At 69.2% G+C, this 17,196-nt stretch carries 15 protein-coding genes, 1 tRNA gene and 1 pseudogene; 7 read left to right on the forward strand and 10 right to left on the reverse strand.

Translation table 11 applies throughout. The features are described 5' to 3' along the window. The first annotated feature begins 42 nt into the window (after positions 1–42). From OG352_RS24115 to OG352_RS24125, 3 genes are all read left to right on the forward strand, one after another. Positions 43–729, forward strand: coding sequence for a DUF317 domain-containing protein (locus OG352_RS24115; RefSeq protein ID WP_329219711.1), 687 nt, complete (start codon positions 43–45; stop codon positions 727–729). 193 nt (positions 730–922) lie between these two features. Then, a complete protein-coding gene (locus OG352_RS24120) occupies positions 923–1,297 on the forward strand; it encodes a hypothetical protein (RefSeq protein WP_329219713.1) in 375 nt (124 codons plus the stop codon). A gap of 84 nt (positions 1,298–1,381) precedes the next feature. After that, positions 1,382–2,080, forward strand: coding sequence for a hypothetical protein (locus OG352_RS24125; protein WP_329219715.1), 699 nt, complete (start codon positions 1,382–1,384; stop codon positions 2,078–2,080). Between the two features lie 246 nt (positions 2,081–2,326). Here the strand turns inward: OG352_RS24125 and OG352_RS24130 are convergent, their stop codons facing one another. From OG352_RS24130 to OG352_RS24150, 5 genes are all read right to left on the reverse strand, one after another. Continuing rightward, the gene (locus tag OG352_RS24130) at positions 2,327–4,054 is read right to left on the reverse strand and encodes a relaxase/mobilization nuclease domain-containing protein (protein ID WP_329219716.1); all 1,728 of its coding nucleotides are present in this window, start codon (positions 4,052–4,054) and stop codon (positions 2,327–2,329) included. Then, complete coding sequence (locus tag OG352_RS24135) at positions 4,051–4,680, reverse strand: plasmid mobilization protein (protein ID WP_329219718.1); 630 nt, start codon at positions 4,678–4,680, stop codon at positions 4,051–4,053. The genes OG352_RS24130 and OG352_RS24135 overlap by 4 nt, the downstream gene beginning before the upstream one ends. A gap of 36 nt (positions 4,681–4,716) precedes the next feature. Continuing rightward, positions 4,717–6,045, reverse strand: coding sequence for a hypothetical protein (locus tag OG352_RS24140; protein ID WP_329219719.1), 1,329 nt, complete (start codon positions 6,043–6,045; stop codon positions 4,717–4,719). Between the two features lie 75 nt (positions 6,046–6,120). Further along, positions 6,121–6,819 carry an ATP-binding protein gene (locus OG352_RS24145; RefSeq protein WP_329223941.1) on the reverse strand — a complete coding sequence of 233 codons (699 nt, stop codon included), beginning with the start codon at positions 6,817–6,819 and terminating at the stop codon, positions 6,121–6,123. Then, the gene (locus OG352_RS24150; protein ID WP_329219721.1) at positions 6,816–7,736 is read right to left on the reverse strand and encodes a hypothetical protein; all 921 of its coding nucleotides are present in this window, start codon (positions 7,734–7,736) and stop codon (positions 6,816–6,818) included. The genes OG352_RS24145 and OG352_RS24150 overlap by 4 nt, the downstream gene beginning before the upstream one ends. Before the next feature lie 595 nt (positions 7,737–8,331). On the opposite strand from OG352_RS24150, the gene OG352_RS24155 reads away from it, so the two are divergent. The 4 genes and pseudogenes from OG352_RS24155 (at position 8,332) to OG352_RS24170 (ending at position 11,538) form a co-directional block, all read left to right on the forward strand. Further along, positions 8,332–8,508, forward strand: coding sequence for a helix-turn-helix domain-containing protein (locus OG352_RS24155; protein WP_443072324.1), 177 nt, complete (start codon positions 8,332–8,334; stop codon positions 8,506–8,508). 90 nt (positions 8,509–8,598) lie between these two features. Then, the gene (locus tag OG352_RS24160; protein ID WP_329219724.1) at positions 8,599–8,961 is read left to right on the forward strand and encodes a helix-turn-helix domain-containing protein; all 363 of its coding nucleotides are present in this window, start codon (positions 8,599–8,601) and stop codon (positions 8,959–8,961) included. Positions 8,962–9,008: 47 nt separating this feature from the next. Further along, positions 9,009–10,544: a LacI family DNA-binding transcriptional regulator gene (locus OG352_RS24165; protein WP_329219726.1), complete on the forward strand. Its 1,536-nt coding sequence runs from the start codon at positions 9,009–9,011 to the stop codon at positions 10,542–10,544. 151 nt (positions 10,545–10,695) lie between these two features. Continuing rightward, positions 10,696–11,538: pseudogene (locus OG352_RS24170) on the forward strand (PE-PGRS family protein). On the opposite strand, the gene OG352_RS24175 reads toward OG352_RS24170, so the two are convergent. The 5 genes from OG352_RS24175 to OG352_RS24195 all read right to left on the reverse strand — a co-directional run bounded on the left by OG352_RS24175 (position 11,468) and on the right by OG352_RS24195 (position 17,060). Continuing rightward, on the reverse strand, positions 11,468–13,111 hold the full coding sequence (locus OG352_RS24175; protein WP_329219727.1) for a PE-PGRS family protein: 1,644 nt from the start codon (positions 13,109–13,111) through the stop codon (positions 11,468–11,470). The pseudogene OG352_RS24170 and the gene OG352_RS24175 sit on opposite strands and share 71 nt — an antisense overlap. Before the next feature lie 246 nt (positions 13,112–13,357). Further along, complete coding sequence (locus OG352_RS24180) at positions 13,358–14,548, reverse strand: Fic family protein (protein ID WP_329219728.1); 1,191 nt, start codon at positions 14,546–14,548, stop codon at positions 13,358–13,360. 478 nt (positions 14,549–15,026) lie between these two features. Further along, positions 15,027–15,100, reverse strand: a tRNA-Pro gene (locus OG352_RS24185). A 42-nt stretch (positions 15,101–15,142) separates the two neighbouring features. Further along, a complete protein-coding gene (locus tag OG352_RS24190) occupies positions 15,143–15,928 on the reverse strand; it encodes a Pr6Pr family membrane protein (protein WP_329219729.1) in 786 nt (261 codons plus the stop codon). A 205-nt stretch (positions 15,929–16,133) separates the two neighbouring features. Beyond that, positions 16,134–17,060 carry a metallophosphoesterase gene (locus tag OG352_RS24195; RefSeq protein WP_329219730.1) on the reverse strand — a complete coding sequence of 309 codons (927 nt, stop codon included), beginning with the start codon at positions 17,058–17,060 and terminating at the stop codon, positions 16,134–16,136. Between the last annotated feature and the right edge of the window lie 136 nt (positions 17,061–17,196).

Consider the following 17,196-nt stretch of genomic DNA (forward strand, 5'->3'; position numbering starts at 1 on the left):
CACCACTCCAGCGATCCTTCCCGTTCCGACTCGTCGGACCCGGTGTACTCGGTCACTCCCCGCCACCTGGCCGGTGACGACGGCGTACTCGCCGAGCGGATCGGCGACACCCTGGCCGGCCTCGGCTGGCGCATGTGGCCTACGGCCCGCCACACCCTGCTGTACGTGAGCCCGGACGGGCTGCGCGGCGCCGAGTGGATCCTCGCGGCCTACCCGTTCGAGCTGGGCGGACTGCCCGTTGCCTGGCAGTTGAGCGCCCGCCCGCATGCCGCTTCCGCGCTGACGGAGTGGAATGCGTACTTCACCGCTGGTATCCCTCCCGAGGCGCTCGCCGATCTCCTCATAGCGCTCGACGCCCGCGAGGCGCCCCACGTCAGCTTCGACGGGCCTGAGACGGTCATCAACGCGCTCAGTGCCCAGGGCTGGATCCGCGACGTGGACCGCCCCCGCACCACCGCCACAGACCCCGGGTTGTCCTCCAGCGTCTCCATGGAGATGCTGCCGCCGCTCATCGAGGACGCCGACCCGCGCCCTGACCTGGTGGGCTGGCAGGCGTGGGCGGAACCCGTGCTCGGCGCCGCGTACCTGTGGTGCGCGAGCTTCAGCGCCAGTGTTCCGAACGACTTGGTCGCCGTGTTCGCGTCATCGCTTGCCTCACCGGTCCCGGTGCCCCGCCGCACCGTGCCCAAGAGCGCCGAGGGCCGGCTCACCGTCGTCCGCCGCAACTGACGACACCGCTCCCCGGAGCAGGCTGTGGCGCTAGCCGTAGCCAACTTCCCTGAGTTTCAGCAGGTGAGCGCGGGTGCGCCCCGTGCCCTGCGCTCACCAGAAGACAGAGAGGAAGAAGATCTTGTTCTTTCGACGAGCTCGCGCGGACCGCGCATTCCATGAAGCCCAGCGCGCGGGCTACACGCTGCTACAGATGCACAGCCAACCGCCCCTGCCCGACAACGCCGACGGCGCGGCTGCGCTGGCACCGGCCGCACCCGAGGGGGCGGTGTCCGAGTTCCTGCCGCCGGATCTGCGGGTCCCGTCGCGACAGGAGGTGGCCGGGCTGATGATGCGCTGGGAGCAGCCGCTCGTCATCGACTGCGAGGTCCGTACGTGCCCCGCGTGCGGCTCGTACCGGGACTGGATCGTCTTCTGCCTGCGTGACGACTCGGTGTGGCTGCGTTGCCGGGCCGGCCACGAGACGAGGGAGTCCGGCCTGGACGCGGCCTGGTACAACCGCAACTCCGGGCCGGTCGACCGGTTCCATCCCACCCTCGAAGACGGCCTGCGCCACCTCGGCCACTGAGCCCCCACCCCCTGCTACCCGCCGACACCGTAACCGGGTCGGTTCAGTCAGACCATCCGCTCCGCAGCACCCTGGGGGTTCCGCATGCGTCGTCACACCATCACCGCTCTGTGTCTGAGTGCCCTCGCCGTCCCCGCCCTGGCGGGCTGTTCCACCGTCTCCTCCACGTCCCCTGGGAAGGCGTCCTCGGCGACAGCCCAGGCGCACCGCGCCGCCAAGGGCGCCGCGGTGTCCGCGCTGCTGTCCTCGGCCGAGCTGAGCAAGCGCCTCCTGGACGAGAGCGACCTTGGCGAGGGCTACACCCGCAAGCCGCAGCAGCCCCAGCGGCACGACGACGTCACCGTGTCCGGCTGCCCGGCCCTGGACAAGCTGGGCGGCGACGTAGCTGTCGGCGGCAGCCTCGACTTCCCCCGCAAGGCGAAGGCATCCTTCGCCTATGAGGGCGGCAGCAACTCGGAGGTGGCCGAGGAGCTGTACAGCGGTACCGAGGACAACCTCTCGAAAGGCGTGGGTCAGATCTTCGAGGCGATGACCTCCTGCCACATGTACCAGGTGCTCGTCGGCGCCACCCCTATCACGGTCACGACGCGGAAGCTGCCCGCCCCGAGGCTGGGTGACGAGCGGTGGAGCCAGCTGCTCACCTTCACTGCTGGCGGACGCGCCAGCGTGGTCAAACAGACGGCCGTCCGTACCGGGACGGTGGTCGTAGCAGTTTCTGGCAGCGCGGCCCTGGTTGACGCCCACCTGGCGAAGGCCGTCGACAAGGCGCATGGCGCTCCCTGAACGCCGATGGGGACTCGACGCCATGGGACAGCGCTTCGCGCCCCGGCGTTCATCCTCGGTCCAGGTACTCGGAGTTGACCGTTGGTGGATACGGCTTAACGAGGCCGAGCGTCTCTGAACGTGGGGCCGTTGCTGGCTGTTGGCATAAATGCGTGATGGGCCCGACCGGGAGGACCGGTCGGGCCCGTCGTGCAACGCGCAGCCGGTGTCGTCAGCGGCGTGGTCGGCTACGGACCCGTGCCGGGATCAGCGGCGCGGTGCGCGTGGTGCCGAAGGCGCTGCGATGTGCGGAGTCACGGCCTGGCCGGGCGTGAGGCGGCCGGCCTGGGTAGGTTCCGGGGTCGACGGCGCGTAGGCGGGAAGGCCGGCCATGTGACGCAGGCGCCAGACCAGGACGTCGCTGATGGAATCGGCGGTGCCCAGTTCCCTGCGGGCGGCGGCCTCGGCGAGTAGGGCCTGCGGGTTGTGGCCTGCCTTTGTGGCGTCGGCGAGGGTGGCAGCCAGGGCGTCCCAGCCGGGCTCGGCCAGGACGGTCTCGGCGAGCTCGGGCAGGGCGGCGCGCACGGTGGTGGCGTAGTGGTGGCGCAGGGACGGGGCGATACGGCGGCCACGTTCGCGCAGCACCGTGAGGGGTTCGGTGGCTGCCTGCTGGTAGGCGGCCCGCAGGTGCTCGGCGGTCCGGTGGGCGGCCTCGGCCTGCTGGGCGTGATGACGCTGGGCGTGCCAGTGGGAGGCGGCGATGGCGAGGAAGACCAGCGTGTCCAGGACCATCGCGGTGCCGGCCCCGTCCTCGCCCCGACCGAGCGCGGGACCGCTGTACACCAGGTCGCGTGCCGCGCGACGCAGGTCCTGCGCGTGGCGGAACTCGGCTCGGGTGTGGGAGCGGGAGGCCCGCTCGAACTCCCAGGCTGCTTGGCGCAGTTCGTTGCGGGTGTGGAGGGCGGAGGTCTTGGCGAGGGCGTCGAGGATCTCGCCGGTGGCGGCGATCTGGGCGGCAGCCGCGCCGTCGTCGCCACTGTGGTCGAGGACGAGCCGTGCCGCCCAGGCCGCGTGGGCGGTGGTGCGCCGAGCCGCAGCGGGTGCCGAGGGCGCGGTAGGGCGTTCCGGCCTCTCGCTGTCGGCGGCCTCCGCTGGGACGGAGTCGGTGGTGAAGCGTTTCTGGATACGGGGCAGCGACAGGTCGGGGGCGAGGGTGGATCCGGCGTAGTAGATCGGCTCCTTGTCCTCGTTGCGGTCGTCGGGCAAGGCGACCTTGTAGCCCTTCAGGTCACCGGAGGGCATGACCTTGACGCGGACGAGAAGCCCGGCGTCCTTGAGGCGGCCGAGGAACTCATCTGTGGAAGCGGCACCGGCCACCGCGCGGCGGACGGTCTCACGCAGTTCCTCGCGGGAGGCACGCTCCTTGCCCAGACGTTCGGCCTTGTGCCGCTCGGCGCTGGTGGTGCGCTTGGCTGCGGTGCCGTCGCCGGGGGTGACGCGGTGGAGGCCGTAGTCGGCTTCGATGAGGCGCGCTTCGGCCTGGGCGCGTTTGCCGGAACGGTGATGGTCGGGGCGGCGGCCGTCTTCGCGTACGAGGGTGGCGACGATGTGGATGTGGTCGTCCGCGTGGCGGACGGCAGCCCAGCGGCAGCCGGCGCCGTCGTCGGGGTCGATGCCGGTGGCCGCGACGATGCGGCGGGCGATGTCGGCCCACTGTTCGTCGGTCAGGATCGGGTCGTCGGGGGCGGCGCGCACCGAGCAGTGCCACACGTGCTTCTCGGGTCGCTGGTCGGCGTCGAGCAGATGGAGGGGCTGGTCGAGGAGCTGCTTGAGGTCCTCCATCGTGGCCGAGGGGTCGCGGCCGGGGTCGGGCGCCATGTGGTCGAAGGAGGCGACCAGGTGAGGGTCGATGTGCTCCTCGTGTGTGCCCTTGCCGTAGAGGTAGCGGAGCAGGCCGAGGGTACGGCTGCCCTGCTTGTGGATGCTGGGGATCAAGCCGCCTCGCCTTCTTGCTCTTGGCGGTTGGTGACCCGGTCGGCGGCCTTCTTCACGGCGTGGGCCGTGCAGTGAATGTCGGCGAGCACCTCCTTGAGGTGGGGTACATCGCCGCCGGAGTTGAGGGCCTTGGCCACCTGGTTGAGGTTGCTGCCGGCCCAGCCGAGCTGACGGCGCATGGCGAACAGCTCGGTGAGCACATGGCGTTCGGTGGCAATGGTGGCGGCGGTGCGGGACTGGTCGCGGGCGGCAGCCAGCGCGGAGTGGGCGAGGAAGCTGGCCAGACTCATGCCGACGGCATCGGCGCCGGCCTGGATGATGGCGTGCTCTTGATCGCTGAGGCGGACACTCTGGGCGGGACGCTGTTTCTTGTCGCGCGGACGCGCCTTCCCCTTGATCTTGGTCCGGCGCTTGCGGCCGGCCTTTCCCGGCTGCGATCCGCCCTCGGTCGCAGCCTTCCCGTCCGGCGCCCCCTGGCGCCGGACGGGCCCCGCCACCCCCGGGGCGGGGTCGGGTTCGGGCGCTCCCCCTGCGGGGGAGTGTCCGGACCTCCAACTTGCTCCGTCTGGGGCTGCGGTGGTCATCTCCTTTTGGCCGATGGGCAGTTCGTGGTGCAAGTCGTGCATTGGGCGGTATTCCTTGAGTGTTGTGGGTGGAGGGGCTCAGTGGGGGTGGCTGGCGCGAGCGGCCTTCGGGTCGGCCTTGATGGCGCGCACGACCTCCCCGGCGGTGTCGCTGGCGACGCTGTAGCCGTCCTCGCGCACGGTGTCCTCCAGGAGGTCGCGGGAGAGACGTCCGGTCTCGCCGTGGATGCGATGGGCGTACTCGGTGAGGAGGGCCCGTGTCGCGCGCGGATTGGGTTTCGGGCGCTTTGGCTTTGCCCGCGCGGCCTTGCCCGGAACGGCATCAGGCGGCTCCTTGCCCGGCATCGGCTCCGGGCTGGTGGCGGTGCGGGCGGGCCGTTGCGGGCGGTTTTCGGGCTCCGGGCGGGCTGCCCGGTCGATGGTGTCGTCGCCCGCATCGCTCTCGGGCGGGCGGCCCGGCTTCTCTGCCCGCTTTGTTGTAATGGCGCGCGGGCGGGCGGTTACGGAGCCGCCGGTCGGGTCCGGCGTGGAGGCGGGCCAGCGGGCGGGCAGCGGGATGGCGGCCAGGGCGAGTGCCTGTTGGCGGGTGGCGAGTTTGCGCAGCAGCAGCTCGTCCTGGCGCTTGTCGCGGTCGATGTCGGCCTGCTCCAGGGCCTGGTGCAGGCGGCGGGTGAGGCGCCGGCCTCGCCGCTTGGCTCGTTGCCCCGGTGTCATCGCCTCTGCCCGGAGGATCAGGGTGACGGCCTGATCGAGGGCGCGCTCGCGGATGATCCGGGCGGCGTCCGCGTCCCGGTCGGCGATCCCCAGGCGGGCCAGCAGCCGTTCGCGCGCCTGTCGGGCGAGGACGGAGGCCAGGCCGCGGGAGTCGGCGTGTGGGCTGCGGTGGCGCAGTTCGATGCCCATGGCCAGGTGCCAGAGCATGGCAGCCATGACCGGGCCGACGAACGCCCGCACCGTTCCGCCTACCAGCCCGGATTCGGCGTAGGCGGGCAGGATCTGCACGGCGGTGATCACCCAGGTGAGGGTGCCGGGCAGGCCGGGCGCCTGCTTCGGGCCGTTGAGGTTTTGCCGGGCGAGCAGGGCGGTGGCGAACAGGGCGAGTTCGGCGGCGGCGAACATCGCGGCGCGTTCGATGGTGCTGCCCATGTCGAGGTAGTCGGCGGCGAAGCGCCAGCTGGTGTCTGCGCTGTAGGCGGTGCAGCCGAGTGCGGCGACAGCGGCAACTCGCACCGCGGCAGAGCTACGTCCCTGCCCGACGGACTTCCGGACGCGCCGCCACAGAGCCCATCCGGCGACCAGGGCGACCACGAGGAGGATTGCGGCAGCCGCCGGTGCAGGGAGCCAGTGCGGCAGGAAGGTTATGCCGGTGTCTTCGAGGCTGAGGGGCGTTGTGGGGCCTGGTGTCATGCAGAGGCTCTCCGAGGGCAGGCGTGAGTGTGGGCGGTGATGCGAGGGGGATGGGGTGAGGTGAGCGCGGGCCGGTCAGACGGTGGGCGCGGTGCGGCGTCGTCGGTCGGGGCCGGTGAGGACGACGCGTTCGGTCATCTCGGCGAGGCGTGAGGTGACGCGGTCGCCGAGCGCGGTGCGCAGCTCGGGGATCGGCAGGTTGGTGGTGATGAGGGTGGGGAGCATGTGCTCGTACCGGTGGTTGATCAGCCGGTAGGTGAGCTCCTCGGTCCACTCGCTGGTCTTGGCCGCGCCGAGGTCGTCCATGAGCAGCAGCGGGCAGCGGGCCAGCGTCTGCAGGTCGCGTTCGGCGTCGTGGCCGGCGCGGGGGCGCAGGCGGGCGTAGAGGTCGGCGGTGGTGGTGGCTTCCCAGCGCAGGCGGACGCCTCGGCGCAGGAGGGCGCGTACGGCGCCGTACGCCTGGTAGGTCTTGCCGGTGCCGGTGGGGCCGGCGATCAGCAGCGACGGGCCTTCGGCGATGCCCGGTCCGCCGGGTCCGGGGCGTCCTGCTCCGGAGATGTGGTCGGCCCAGGCGGTGATCTGGGGGTGGTCGGCCAGGGCGCGGCGGTAGCGGGCGGGGATGCGGGCGTCCGCGAGTTCCAGGGCGGTGACGGGCTCGGCCGGCGGCTCCGCGGCCGTGGTGGCGGGATCTATGCCACGGCTTGCCAGGATCCCGTTGAGCCGGTCGGCGAGCGGGCCGACGGGGAGCGGCTCGCGGGTGAGGGTGGCGGTCAGAGTTCACCTCCGTAGGCGGCGGCGACATCGGTGGGGTTGGTCCACGGCCGGTGCACGGCAGGGGTGTTGGGCGTGGCGTTCATGACCTCGTTCACGAGGCTGGGCAGGGAGCTGGGGTGCATGCCCTTGGCCCGGTGGCGTTCGAGCGCGGCTCGGAGGTGGGCGGGAGCGACGCCCTCGTCGAGCAGCTTGCGCACCTGTCGGCCCAGATGGCCCAGGAAGTCGCCCGGCGGGCGGTGGTTGCACGCCGCGACGTACTCGGTGATGAGCTGCTGCGCCGAGACCGTGTCGGGCGCTGGGGCGCTTGCGCCCCCCGAAGGAGTACTTCCTAGATCCATGATCCTAGGTCCTAGATCCGGGCAGTGAGGCCTCACCGACGGCTCCGGGAGTCCTCCGTGAGCCTTCACGGAGGATTGCGTGAATCTGCCCTGACCTGCGGGTTCTTCATCGGTGCCCGGATTCAGTGCGGCCTTGGGTATCTCCGGTGTGCCCTCACGGAAGGCTCCGTGAGATGGCAGTGAGGGCTCCGTGACGCCGACCCCGGCTGCGCTCGGATTGGCTCCGACCGGAACGTCGTGGTGCGGGCAGCCGGGGAGGCGGCTCACGCTGGGCCGGTTGATCTTCTGATGCTGATGCCAGGTCACGATGTGCAGGAACCGCTTGTCATCCGGCCCCTTGTAGCGGCAGATCAGACCCGCATCGGCGAGCTGGGCGAGGTCCGTCTCGACATCGGACGGGGTGTGCTCGGGGCGCAGGACCCACAACTGTCCGGCGACGATCGCGGCGTGATCGCGGTGGCGGCCCTGGTCGTCGGCCTGGGTGAGCAGGCCGAGGAAGGTGCGCTCGGCGGTCAGGGTGACGGCGGCCAGGGACTCGGAGACGAAGGCTTCGGGCTTGATGGTGCGGATTCGTGCCAAGAGGGGCGGTTCCTCACTCGGTTGCAGGTGGGTGAGCACCCACGGCTCACCGTCGATCGTGGCGGTACGGGCGTCAGGGGCAGGGGAGTTGACCGGCCGGCGGCGCGGGGCGCGCTGATGGCCGCTCGCGCTTTCCGGGGGTGTCGTCAACATAGCCACACCCATCCCGCGCAAGTCCAGCCCCATCCCGCGCAATCTCTTACGGCAGAAAGGCTGCCGAAAAAGCAGGCGGTAAAGGGAGGTCCTAAAACTGTAGGACACGATCGGCCGTTGACGAAATAGTTGCCCTGGCTGCCGAGCCAGAAGCATCACATCGGGAAGCCGTTGACGTGCCGCCGACGGGGAAGCTACAACACAACATCCCACGTCAGAGCATCCTCGGGACGCCGCTCGACCTGTCGGTCCTCGTCCCTTCCCGCTCCCGGGAGACCGCTTCGCAGCGAACCGCGAGAGCGGAACATAGACGACGATCGCCGGTTAACCAAACCGGCGAATGGACGCTTCAATTGGAGCCATGCCAGCACGCCCATTGGAAATCGGACCTGTAGGAATACGCGCGGCCCGCACCATCGAAATCCTCCGTACTGAACGCGGCTTGTCGCAACGCCAGTTGGCCGGCCGCGTGACCGCGCTCGGCCACCCGATGTCCAACACCACGCTGTCCCGCATCGAACGCATCCAACGACGCTGCGACGTCGACGACCTCGTCGTGATCGCCGAAGCCCTCCTCGTCTCGCCTCTCGTGCTGCTGCAGAGGCCGACCGCCACGTGACGAGGTCCGCTCAGCACCGCTGACCGAGCACGCCCCCAACCGAGTTAGGACTCGCCCTTCTTGCACCGCTCCGAGATACCCCCTGCCCTCGTGCGCTTTCCCGGCACCGAGGGCGGAGCCCCCTTGCCCCGTCTCTACCGTCCCGAAGAAATCGCCGAAGCCCTCGGCTGTTCTGCCTGGTGGGTCAAGGACCGTGCTCGGCGTGGCCTCATCCCGCACACCCGCGTTGGCCGCGCATACCGCTTCACCGCGGCACACCTCGCCGAGATCGTCCGCCTCCACGAAGAGCGCCCGAAGCGATCCTTCAGCAGTGCGCTGGCCGGTCCAGCAGTAACAAGTCCTCCCGCTGCACGAACTCGCGCCGCCCAGTCTTCTCGGCCGACTACGGCCGCGACGACGGGCCATCTGAGGGCCAGGCCGCCGCGCCGTACCCAGTACGAGACCGTCGTGTAGCGCGCCCGCACCCAGCCACGAGCCAAGAGCAAGGAGGAAGACGGAAGTTGGGTTTCGCGGAGAAGCGTGGAAACTACTGGCGCGGCCGGTACAAGACGGCGCCCGGCAAGCACCTCACGGTCGTCGACGAGAACGGCAAGGCGATCCAGTTCGCCACCAAGGGCGAGGCCCAGCGCGCCGCGAGCGAGGCCGAGAACAAGTACCGGCGCGGTGACTGGCGCGATCCGTCACTGGGCCAGGAGACCTTCGGCGAGTACGCGAACCGCTGGTACGCGGCCCAGGATCTGGCCGCCTCGACCATGCAGAACTACAAGCGTCACATCGAGGAGCACCTGCTCCCCGACTTCGAGGACAAAGCGCTCGTCGGCGTCCTGCGCACGGACGTCGCCCTGTGGGAGAAGAAGGAGAAGGCCGTGTACGCGGCCTCCAGCGTCAAGACCTGGCGCTCGACGCTCCACCTGATCTTCGAGGACGCGATCGACGAGGGGTTGATCACGTCCAACCCGGCGGCCAGGCGGCGCGGACGCGGCAAGCGCGCCGGCCGCTCCCGCGACCGCGGCCCGGAGAAGGTCATCACTGACCCGCTCGGCATCCTGCTGACTGCCGAACGGGCCGCCCTGCTCTCCGGCCGCGACGACGAGTTCGTCGCCGTCGTCCTCAAGGCGTACACCGGCATGCGCTGGGGCGAAATCGTCGGCCTGGAGACGGAATTCGCCCGCCCAGGCTCCATCCGCGTCGAGTGGCAGCTGTACGAACTCGACACCGGCGAGCTCGTGCGCTGCCCGCCCAAGGACGACAGCTACCGCAAGATCGATGCGATGGACTGGCTGTCGTCCCTGGTCGCCAACCACGTCGCCCGAACGAAGCCGAAACCCTGCCCGTGTCACGGCAAGACCTACGTCTTCCAGGGGCAGGGCGCGGCCCGCACTGGCGGCCACCAGGGCGCGAAGCTCATCGACGTCGCACGCCGTGCCGAAGTCTCCACGGGCACGGTGTCCAACGTCCTCAACCACCCCGACCGCGTCACCGAGGCCAAGCGGGTGAGGGTGGAGCAGGCCATCGCGGACCTGGGGTTCGTGCGGGGCGGCGCGGTGTCGCAGCACGCAGCCCACTGGCGCCGAAACGGCTTTGCGACATGGCTGTTCACTCCGGCGGTCTCCGGCTGGTACCCGAGGAAGGCACCGCAGGAGACCCGCCCCGTCCCGCTGCTCGGCGAGCCGTGGCCCGGCGTCCCGGCCCGAGGACGCGGCGCCAGTGACCGAGCCGACGCCTGCTGGCTCCCGATCGCCAAGGGCCTTACGCCCCACGGCCTTCGCCACACCCACCGGACCGTGATGGAGGACCTCGGCACCGAGAAGGTCCTCATGGACGAACGCATGGGCCACCTCGACGGCTCAGTCTCGGCTCGCTACGCCCACGTCACCCCTGGCATGCGCAAGCGCCTCATGCTCGGACTGACCGAGCAATGGAATACGGCGCTCGATGCCCGCCTGGCGATGAGCCCCACGTCACCAGTCCGCGTACTCGGTGATCTCCTACGGGCACGCAGAGAGTCGCATGCGCTTGAAGAGCCTCAACGGTGAATGCTGCTGTGCTCCTGGCGGTCACCGCCAGGAGCACAGCCATCTCCCGCGATGCCTCACCGGCCCAGCGTCAACATGGAGCGGTCAGCCCGCTCCGGCAGTTACGGCAAATATCCAGTGACGGGGCCAACAGGCCTGGCTCAATAGGCACATGGAGATTGGCGAACACTGGGCCTACCGCGCGAGGCCGAAGGATCTGGGTAGCGCGGTTCGCCAGGTGGAGGTCGTTCGAGTGGGCGGCCCTGGCAGGTCTGGCTGGATCCACGTGCGGTTTCTCGAAGGTGATGCCGTCGGCTTGCAGGAGTGGGTCAGTTCCGGCTCTCTCGTAGCACCGTGGGCGGATGTCGATACGTTCCGCGCGGACGACGCGGCGGAGTTGGCACTGGTGGAGTCCTCCCGCCACGTCCGGGGCAGCACGGAGTTCGAAGCTGCCCGCATGATTCTCGGGTTCGTCCGCCCGAAGAACAGGCTGCGCCTACGCCGAACCGTGGCGGACGCAGGGGTTCTGTAGCTGAGCCGCCTTGACGAGACGGCACCACTCACCGGCATCGACGCGGCCGAGCTCCGTAGCGACGCCATGGTGTACGAGAACCGCCAAGGCATGTGCCTTGCCGGGTGGCCGATCACCGAGCGCATCGCCCGCCACGTGGCTGGCCGACTCGCCGACGAGATCCTTCCGGAGGTGGACCGCAAGCAGCAGAACATCGAGCAGGAGCGTGCCCAGCCCTCCTGGTACTCCTACAGTCGGCGGGACGAGCGCAAGTTGGACGCGGAGGCGGCCGTCCTGCGTACCGTCCGGGCGTGGTGCGGCCAGGACAAGGCCGACCGCTACGACGAGTTGGTTGCCCTACGCGCCGAGGTCATCCGGATCGGAGAGCTGGTCGAGAAGGCGGTCAAGGCCCTACGCGACCGCGGCCACGGCGTCATCGCCTCCACCATTGAGCGCGACCTTGGGGTCCATGTCGCCAGCCTTGATCCTGACGTGCGTCGATGAGACCGCGCCACGGATCTGGCTCCGCCTTGGGCGGCGCCGGCTGTGTAGCGGGCTTCTTTTCCTTCTCCGGCCGGTCTGGGTGCCAGCCGTCGAGGAACGGCCGCAGTTGATCTCCCGTCGGCTCCGCGTGGAAGTTGAGGGAAGCCAGGCCCTTGCCGCCAAGGGTGGGGTCGAGCCGGTCGGCCTCCGACTTGCCCCAAGCTGACCACTCTCGCAGTCTCTCGGCTTCGAGGGCGTCTTCCGACGCGGCGGCGGCTTCATCCAGAGCGGCGCAGAACGTCCGGATCTCCCCTGCGGCCTGCCACTGTTCAAGGGCCGTACCGAAGTACTCGGCCCGTACCGCGTGAACCGCCTTTCTCGAAGCCCCGCTGACGGCGGCCTCCCACTCCCGCCGCTCGCGCTCCTCCCGCTCCGCTTCCTGGCGTTTGCGCTCAGCCTCCTGCCGCTCCCGCTCCTCTCGCAGGCGCTGCTGCTCCGCCTCACGTTCCAGCCGAGCCCGCTCTTCCTCCTCCGCGCGCGCCTTCAACGCCCGGAAGACTGAACCGATCTGATCCTCCAACGGCTTCTTGGCCGTGTCGGCCCACTCCTTCTTCCAGCCGTAGCTGTAGCTGGAACCTGATTGCTGGCTGACCAGCAGCTCCAGCTCGCCGGACGCCTCGGACTTCTGGGCCGGCGTGACACGTTGCCAGTCGTACGTACGGCGGCCCGGCTCCTTGGGGACGTACCGGACCTGCTTCTGCCGTTCGCGGAAGCTGACCTCGTACGTCCTGCCGTGGACGGTGAGCAGCGGCCTCGGCTGCCTGCGCTTCTTCGACACCGCGATCTCGCCGTGGCGTGCGAGGGCTTGTTCGGCAAGGAGTCGGAGCAGCGAGAGCACCCGGGGAAGGACGTCCTCCGAGATCTCGAAGGCACTGTGGTCCGCAGTGACCGCAGCGATCACGTCCTCGACGTCGGTGATCACACGACTGCGCGCCAGCCGGATCCGGTTCCACTCGGTCTCGTCCTCGCCGGTCACCCTGAGCAGCCCGAGGAAGAAGTCCCCTTTCGCCCGCCCGCTGTACTTCAGGTGGTATCCCTCGGGGGCACACTGCCGCGCTGCGTCGAACGCTCTGCGGTAGCGGGCCCGCTCCTCGGCGCTGGGATTCGGGATCCGGAGGAACCGCCCAGCCTGCTGTACCTCCGCGATCAAAGTGGCGCCGACTTCCGCCGGCGACGGCCGTGAGGGCTTCGCGGTGCGCTGCGGTGCTGGCTCCGTCGTGGACGAGGCTGGGGCTTGCCTCTGCGCTGGAGGGGCTGTTCGTGTCCGTTGCTCGGAACCCGCTGACCGCTGCTTGCGCGGAACCGGTTCCGGCCGGTCCGGGTGATGGCCGTGCTCCAGATAGAAGCGTCCCGCGTCAGTGATCTCCGCCTGCCACTTCCCGCCCTGCTTGGGCATGGTGATCAGGCGCCGCTCCTTGAGCGCGCGGGCGGTAAGAGCGAGCTCGGGGCTGTCCGACGTGACGGGGTCGCTTCCACCCTCGATGCGGGTGAGGAGCGCGAGCTGCCGGTCATTTAACGGAGACCATGGGTGCATGGCGATCGTCGTACCGTTTCTGGGCTCCTTGGCACAAGCCGTGGGGATGACTCTCCCGGGGCAAGCGCGGCGCACGGCACGCTCCCGAACGCGGTCGAACCCCCTTGTGACCTTGAACGGCTGGCTACTGATCTCGCTGTTCGTGCCCAGGGCAGTCCACTACAGTCCAAGGGCGTACACGTGAAGCTGCCGCGTTTGGCCCCCTTGAGTCACTGAATTCCCGCAGGTCACGGTCCGGGCGGAGGGTTACTGGTGTGGCGGCGGTGGTAGCTGCATGACCCTCAAGACATCGTTGCATGCAAAGATCCGTCCGTAGTTTCCTTCGGACCGTTGCTGGAGGATGCCCAACTCAACCAGCTTTGCAACGGCCTGGTTGGCGGCTGGATACGTGACCTTGTAACGCTCAGACGCATCCCTCACTGTGAGCATCGGGTAGCCGATCAAGTCTTCTGCGATCTGGAGCGAGACCCCCTTTGCCCGAAGCGTGCGCAGTTGGTCCATGAACCCCTGCTTGATCGCGATCAAACCGCTGACCTGACGCGTCGCTTCATGTGCCTGTGCTTTTACGGCCTGGCAGAAGAATGAGACCCAAGGATTGAAGTCGCCTGTGATGCTGACCTCTAGCAGATGGTCTTGGTAGGCGCGGCGGCGTACTTCGAGCCATGGCGACAGGTTGAGGATTGGGAGCTGAAGTTCGCCTGCCGCCATGAGTTGCAGGATCACCACGAGGCGGCCCAGGCGACCGTTCCCGTCGTTGAAGGGGTGAAGAGTCTCGAACTGATAGTGACCGAGAGCCATTTTCACAAGCGTGTGCATCTGGTGGGTCTCGTTGATCCACCCCTCCCACATGAGCAGACCGTCGCGGAGTCGGTGATCGGGCGGGGCGGGTACGAAGCGTGCGTCCTCCACGTTGGCGCTGTTGAGACCGATGAATACCTGGGTGGTTCTCACGCGCCCAGCGTCACGAGTCTCACTGGGGGTTCCTCGAACGAGGATTCCTTGGAGATGCTGAAGCATGGCAAGGGTGATCGGCCGCTCATTCACCCAAGCGATGGCTGCCTCGGCAGCGCGGACGTAGTTGAGCACCTCAGCTACGGACGCAGTTAGCTGGGCTTGGTCCTTGAAGTCGGCTTCAAGGACGTCGGTGAAGGCTGCGTAGGTACCCTCCAGGGCAGATGTACTTACCGCCTCGCGCCGGATGGCAGGTCGGACCAGGAGCCGAGGGTTCGGTAGCTGCTGAGCCGCCTGATCGGCCCTCGCTACGGCAGCAGCCGCTTCAGCGACTGCCAGATGAGTTGCCCCGCTGAGTTCGACCTTGTCCGGCAGGTTCTCCGGGACGTAGGCGCTAGCGTGGTAGTCACGGCCGGCGCGGGGGTCGTAGCCGTTGATCGGCACCAAGGTGCCGATCGGTGACCGCCCCAAGAGTTTGGCATCCACAATGCAAGGATACTCAAGCAACCTTGCATTGTGGTCGGGAGATTTAAAGGCTAGAGCGTCACGTGCCGCAGGCTGGTTGGCCCAGCCTGACCGGCTGCTTTAGGTAGATTCGCCCTATCCGGTAACGTTGGGTGGCCTTGAAGTCTGCCAACTCAAATGCAAGCACGTGTCGATACTGCTTACGGTGACGAAGGTGACTGAGCGCGTCACTCGAGGTATTTCTCTGGGGAGAGGTCCTGGCGGGTGGGTGGCGCGCGGCCGTGGGTGGATCACTGAGGCAGGAAGCCGGGCTTCTCTTGCCCGAGCGCGTGCAGCCGTGCCAGGTAGTCCTGCGCCGCTGGCGGAGAGTCACTTGCTGGGAGCCGCTGGGGAGCCGCTCCCCGAAGTCGGCTCCCAAATGGCTCCCAGAATGGCCCCGCAACGCAAATCAAGGCCGTTGCTGATCTCTCAGCACCGGCCCTGACCTGGCGTTTTACTGTCGGGGTGGCGGGATTTGAACCCACGACCTCTTCGTCCCGAACGAAGCGCGCTACCAAGCTGCGCTACACCCCGATGTCGCTGCTTGTCCTGCTTGTCGCGGCGACGTCGTTTACTTTAGCCCACCGGTGGCTGGAGACGAAATCCGGTTTTGGCGCGGTGGCGGAGGGGGTTCGGGCGGGCGTGGTCGAGGGCTACGAGGAGGACTGCGAGGGCGTAGAAGGCGAGGCCGAGGAGGAGGGCGTTGGCCAGGGCGTGCTTGTAGCCGTGGGCCTCGATGTCGAAGAAGGGGTAGAGGTAGCGGCCCGGTGTGCCGGGGTGGATCAGTTGGGCGCGGGTCAGGGAGAACGCCAGGTAGGCCACGGGGTAGAGCATCCACGTCGCGGCCCGGCGTAGGCGCAGTTGGCCCGGGGCGGTCAGCAGCAGCCAGTCCAGGACGGCGGCCACCGGTGTCACGGTGTGCAGGAGGTGCCCGGCGAGCAGGTGCCAGCCGGTGGGGGCGGTCGTCGTGCCGGTCAGGGAGAAGGGGACGGCCGCGTCCGCCAGGAGCAGGTGGTAGACCAAGCCCGTGATCGTGACGTAGAGCAGCGCGGCGCCGGTCAGGGCGGCGGGGAGGGGGCGGCGGGCCGTCCACGCGCGGCGGGCGGACAGCAGCGTGACCAGGGCCAGCAGGATGCTGCTCTGGATCGCGAAGTGGCTGAGGACCCGCAGCGGGCTGCCGAGCAGGAGCGCGAGCGTCACGCCCGCGGTCGCCGTGCCGGCCGGCAGCAGACGGAGGGCGGCGGTCAGTGGGCGGCGTACGGGGGCCACCACCGCCGCGGCGGGGACGGAGGAGAGCAGGAGCGCGTGGGTCCGCGGAATCGCGGGCAGATCCGGGATGTCCCTGGGTATCGGCGCGGTCATGCCCTCACGCTAGGCACGGGGGATGAAAGGGGCGATGCGGGTGAGCCGTTCGGGGGACCGCCCTCCGCCCTCCGCCCTCCGCCCTCCGCCCTCCGCCCTCCGCCCTCCGCCCTCCGCCCTCCGCCCTCCGCGGTCCCTCTCCCTCTCCTCCCTTGCCTTGAGAGCCGGGCACCTCCCTTTGTCTGCCCCTCGCTGCCCCTGCCCCCTACTCCCTCCCGACCAGCGTCAGCAACGTCACCTCCGGTGGGCAGGCGAACCGCACCGGGGTGTAGCGGTTCGTGCCGCAGCCTGCTGAGACGTGGAGGTAGGACGTACGGCCCTCCGCCGTGTGTGTCGACAGGCCCTTCACGCGGTCCGTGTCCAGGTCGCAGTTGGTGATCAGGGCGCCGTAGAAGGGGATGCAGAGCTGGCCGCCGTGGGTGTGGCCGGCCAGGATCAGGGGGTAGTCGTCCGCCGTGTAGGAGTCCAGGACCCGCAGGTACGGCGCGTGCACCACGCCCATCGAGAAGTCGGACGACGCCGACGGGCCGCCGGCCACCCGTGCGTAGCGGTCGCGCTTGATGTGCGGGTCGTCCAGTCCCGTCAGCTCCACCGAGACGCCTTCGACCTTCAGCACGCCCCGGGTGTTCGTCAGGTTGAGCCAGCCCGCCGCGTCGAAGCCGTCGCGCAGGTCCTCCCACGGGTTGTGGATCACGCCGACGGCGGGTGCGTTGCCGTTCAGACCGTGGCGGCCCTGGGCCTTCTCGAAGAGGTAGCGGGCGGGATTGCGCAGTTTCGGGCCGTAGTAGTCGTTCGAGCCGAAGACGTACGCGCCCGGGAACTCCATCAGGGGCCCGAGGGCGTCCAGGACCTCGGGGACGCCCTCTGGGTCGGACAGGTTGTCGCCCGTGTTGATCACGAAGTCGGGGCGCAGGCCGGCCAGCGAGCGCAGCCAGCGCTGTTTCTTGCGCTGGCCGCCGACCATGTGGATGTCGGAGACCTGCAACACGCGCAGGGGGCGCATTCCGGCGGGGAGGACGGGGACCGTCACCCGTCGGAGGCGGAAGGAGCGGGCCTCGAAACCCGCCGCGTACACCAGACCGGCGGCGCCGGCCGCCGCAATGGACAGAGGTACTCCGTATCGCGCGCGCATACGTCCATCGTGTCAGACGCCGTCGGCGCTTCTTGCCGCACCGCCCCTTGGTGCCTTCCCCTAAGTGCCGTTCCCCTGCGGCTCTTTCGGCGCGCTTCCCTCGTCGTCGCCTCGTCGTCCCCTCATCGTCCTTTAA

It is taken from the genome of Streptomyces sp. NBC_01485 (assembly GCF_036227125.1).
In the GTDB taxonomy this organism is placed as follows: domain Bacteria; phylum Actinomycetota; class Actinomycetes; order Streptomycetales; family Streptomycetaceae; genus Streptomyces.